Source organism: Ruegeria sp. AI2 (genome assembly GCF_056541275.1).
In genome coordinates, this window is sequence record NZ_JBQFYB010000089.1 from 1 (window position 1) to 580 (window position 580).

The 580-nt window shown below is 54.1% G+C and carries 1 protein-coding gene; it reads left to right on the top strand.

What is annotated here, in order from left to right; genetic code table 11:
- Nucleotides 1-65: 65 nt before the first annotated feature.
- Entirely contained in the window at nt 66-410 is a 345-nt protein-coding gene (locus tag ACR0LL_RS21325; RefSeq protein WP_480493466.1) for a ProQ/FINO family protein, read from the top strand.
- Nucleotides 411-580 lie beyond the last annotated feature (170 nt).

The window sequence follows — 580 nt, forward strand, 5'->3', positions numbered from 1 at the left end:
GCGCCGCGGGATCGTAGTCACCTGACCCGCCTCAAGCCGTTCGAGCATGAGCGCTTGTTGAAAGTTTGGCGGAGGTTCTGGGGTTACCTGATGGCGCGATTGACCAGGTGCCGGTGGTGTTCCAGGATCTGCAGGTCCGGCCCATGAAGATCGGCATCTTCCATGATCTGGTTGAAAGGTTCGGGTTGCAAGATCGAGACGCGCAAAAGCAACTCCGCTTTGTTCTGCGCGTCTATCTAGCCCGCAAGCTTGCCTATCACCGCGCCTTGCTTCAGCACAAGCATCGCTATGACCTCGATGGCAATCCCGCCGGCGAAATCTCAAAGGACGAAAAGGATCATGCCCATGCCCAAGTCAAGCATATCTGGGAGAAAAGAAACAAGGCTAACCGCGTTTTAAAACTGAAATGAAACGAACAAGAAGCGTAAAACGGCGTTCCGCTGAGATCCGATGGCTGGCGAAGCGAGTAAAGACAGGGACAGTTTATCTGATGGTAAGCCGCGACAAACCGGATCTGTTCAAGATGGCTGTGTCGCAAACTCTGGCGTCGTTCAGAGCTATCGCATTGGCAGGCGGTTGT